At 57.6% G+C, this 3959-nt stretch carries 2 protein-coding genes; both read left to right on the forward strand.

Annotation, left to right across the window (positions count from 1 at the left end):
* Nucleotides 1-1150, forward strand: a 1150-nt coding sequence (locus BOA8489_RS19830; RefSeq protein WP_093976035.1) for a tetratricopeptide repeat protein, incomplete at its 5' end; no start/stop codon positions are given.
* 432 nt (nt 1151-1582) lie between these two features.
* On the forward strand, nt 1583-3223 hold the full coding sequence (locus BOA8489_RS19835; protein WP_093976036.1) for a TPR end-of-group domain-containing protein: 1641 nt from the start codon (nt 1583-1585) through the stop codon (nt 3221-3223).
* Nucleotides 3224-3959: the final 736 nt, after the last annotated feature.

The following is a 3959-nucleotide window of genomic DNA, read 5'->3' on the forward strand; positions in this document are numbered from 1 at the left end:
CTCGGGCGATCCGGAGCAATCTTATTTTTCAGATGGGATTACCGACGACGTTCTGACCGACCTGTCCCGATATGCTGAACTCTTTGTCATTGCACGTCATTCCAGTTTCGCCTTTCGCGACGCTGATATGTCTGCGGGACAGGTCGCGCACGAACTTGGTGTACAATACATTGTCGAAGGCAGCGTCCGGCGTGCCGGGAACCGCATCCGCGTCACAGTGCAGCTCGTAGACGCTGAAGTTGGAAATCAACTGTGGGCCGAGCGTTATGACCGAGAGCTCAAGGATATTTTCGAAGTTCAGGACGAGATCACGAGCGTGATCGTCAATAGGCTGGTGGGTGAGATTTCGCGACAGCATTATCGGCGATCTCTGGTCAAGTCGTCGGACACTGTCAACGCATACGATCACGTTCTCAGAGCCTTGGACTATATCTGGAAGTTTGATCCCGACGGCAATCGCAAGGCGATCACAGAAGCCGAGCGGGCACTGGAGCTAGACCCAAGCGCCGCGCGTGCTCACGCAGTAATTTCATGGGCTTATCTGCACTACTACAACAATGGATTCACTGACGATCTTACCGCTACATCACGTAAATGCGCCGACGCAGCCCAGGCTTCTGTAGCCGCCGATGAACGGGAACCCTGGGCGCATACCGTCATGGGATGGACGCATCAGTGGATCGACAGGTCGACCGACCGGGCGCTTGCCGAACTTGATCAGGCGGTATCTCTCAATCCGGCGAGTGTCTATTTTCGAAGTCTCAGGGCGTTTTCCTATACATACGCCGGACGGTCCGAGGCGGCTTTGTTAGAGCTGGAAGCGGCGATGAATTTGAATCCGCATTTTCCGCTATCTTATCATATTTTCTGTGGCCGCGCGCTCTTCAATCTGGAGCGATATGCAGAGGCCGTTCCCCACCTGGAGCGTGTCCGCGCCGCCCAGCCAAACCACCCCAATGCGCTGGCGCTTGCTGCAGCCTGCTACGCTGCAAACGGACAATTGGAAGAGGCCTACGCAACGTCTAGCGAGGTCAAAAAGGCAAACGCCAAATTTACAATCGGGTTCGCTCGAACTGTCCTGCCCTACGAAGAGGACGAAGAACGAGATAGATTCTTGTCAATGCTGGAGATCGCTGGCTTGGCCCCGTGATTGCCGGTCAGTTGTAATCTCAATTTCGTGCCGTTCACCTAGAGCAAACGGAAAATTCGTAATTGATATGGTGACTGGAAGCGTACGCAGGTGCTGTTTGCACAGCTTCACTTTGGGCTGAACGCCGTTATTTGCTGAGGCGTGCAGCAATGACTGCTGTGCAGACAAAGCGAACATTGCAGCCGCAACGATCAATGGCAGCCGTTGACTTACAGCAGATGTCGCCAAGAGTCCCTAGCTCGGACAACATGCGTTGGCTATTCTGTGCGCCAATGCTCGCTTTTGCATACGGGCTTTGCTGTTGGCACAGGTGTGCGCTCTTTCGAAAAAGCAAAAGGCTTCGGAATCCTGCTAGTAATTTCTGGAACGTTCGTATCTCTGCTGCCAGAATAAAACTCCGCGTCATTGAAAACCAAAGCAGGAGAGAATTCGTTGTCATCATTCCGCTTCGGCGAATTCATTTTGGCGCCGGACGAGCGCAAGCTCACCCGCGGCGGTCTCGAGTTGCCTCTGGGCGCCCGAGCTTTCGACATGCTGTGCTTTCTCGTAGCGAACCGTCACCGCGTCCTGACCAAGGCGGAAATACTCGACGCAATCTGGCCGGAGATTGCGGTCGAGGAAAGCAATCTGACCGTTCAGGTCTCGGCCCTGCGAAAGGCGCTTGGCCCCAAGTCACTGTCAACGATACCGGGTCGCGGCTATCAGTTCGTGCTTCATGTAGACGAGGGCACATCTGCCCCGGCACCTCACGCCGACAAAGGCGACCCTACCGCCCCTAAAATCCTCGTGCTCCCGTTCTCCAATACTTCGAACGACGCCGATCAGGAGTATTTTTCCGACGGGGTCACCGAGGACATCATCACCGATCTTTCCAAGGTCGCCGCCCTTTCCGTCGTTGCGCGCAACACGGCCTTCACCTTCAAGGGCCGCGCCGTCGACGTCGCGCAAACGGCAAGGGACATGAACCTCACCCACGTGGTCGAGGGCAGTGTGCGCAAATCCGGCAATCGCATTCGCATCAACGCCCAGCTTGTCGACGGCGCGACCGGGCATCCGGTCTGGGCCGAGCGCTTTGACCGCGACCTGACGGACATCTTCGATCTTCAGGACCAGATCACCGAGGCCATCGTCGCCGCGCTCAAGGTCAGGCTTGTTCCGTCGGAACGCATGGCGATCAAGTCGCGCCCGACCGACAATGCCGCAGCCTATGAGCTCTACCTGCAAGCCCGCTATCACCACCTGCGCTTCGACAGGCAGAACTATGCGATCGCCGGCCGCCTCGCTCAGAAGGCGCTCGAAATCGACTCTGACTACGATCTGGCCTGGGCACTTCTGGCGATCAGTCAGACAGGGCTTTTCGGCCTTTCGGCCTCGACCGAACATGGCCTGCAAGCTGCCGAGCGCGCGCTCTCTCTGAATCCCGACCTGACAGAGGCGCTTGCGGCCAAGGCCTTTGTCCTGGCCGGTCTCGGTCGTTTCGACGAGGCGTTCGAGCTTCACGCACGCTCGTTTGATCTTGACCCTGAGTCCTACGATGTACGCTTTCACTATGGACGAACGTGTTTTCAGACCGGGCGGTATGCCGATGCCATCGTGCACTGGGAACGCGCCGCCGAGCTTTCGGAAGCGGATTTGGCGGCCACCTCCCATATCGCGATGTGCTACAGGGCAACGGGCCAGCATGAGAAGGTGCTGGACACAGCCCGCCGCACGCTCGCGCGGGCGGAACGCTTGCTTTCAGAAAACACGTCGGATTCATACGCACTGATCACGGGTGTCAGTGCCCTTGCGAAACTGGGCGAGGCCGAACGCGCCAAGCAATGGTCCGTGCGGGCCAAGGCCGTTGATCCCGATGATCCAAGCATCGACTACAACATCGCTTGCGCAATGGCGCTGCTCGGCCAAACAGAGGCTGCACTCGATACGCTTGAAGCCTGCCTCCTGCGGGTCGACGCCGTAACCTTCTCGGTCTGGATCAAGCAGGACACCGACCTCGACCCCCTGCGCGGCGAACCCCGCTTTCAGCGCCTTGTTCGCGAGCTTGACGCGCGGGCAGCAGCCGCAAAGACCTAGGCGCTCGACGCTCCCATTTGGTGTCGAAACCTCGTGACTTCCTGTTTGCCTGCAAACCGGAGCCACCGCAAAATCCACTGACCTTTACGATCGTTTCCGAAGCTTTCGGATCGATTTAGGGCCGTTTTAGGACATGCAACCTTCCCCCTGCCAGTTTGGCTTCACAAACCAGCCATTCCGGCAAAGTCTTCAGAAGGATACCCGCCATGACCGATATCTCGACACAGCAGCAACCCCTCACGGTCCCCTCTTCGCTCGCCCGCATACTGCGCCACCCATTGACACTCCTGAAGTATCTCTTCCGGTCGCGCCGCAGATTCTATTTGGACCGCCGCCACGCCAACGCCCATCTTCTCAAGGATCTCGGCCTAAGCCGCACTCATGGCGGCCCACCACTTCCCTCATCGAGCAGGCTCTGGTGATCGGTGTCGCGAAATGAAGGCAATGAGCCTTACTATTCAAAAAGTGCGCTGCGGTGTAGCAATCTCGGCCGCTTTCTGGTCAGTCACCTCAGACTGGGCGTTCGCCGCGAGACAGAGCACCAGCAAATTGGGCTCAGCGGCGCCGTTCGCTGCGCTCCGCTCTTACGGCCGCTATGTGGACTTTGCTGCCGTTGGACGATCAAGGTTTTTCTGACTATTGTAAGCTCCAGACCGATCAGATTGGAGATACCCTATGGCCAAGGCGACTGACGCGCTGGACCACGTCTATACAGCCAAAGGGGCACAGGCCATTC

It is taken from the genome of Boseongicola aestuarii (assembly GCF_900184815.1).
Lineage (GTDB): Bacteria > Pseudomonadota > Alphaproteobacteria > Rhodobacterales > Rhodobacteraceae > Boseongicola > Boseongicola aestuarii.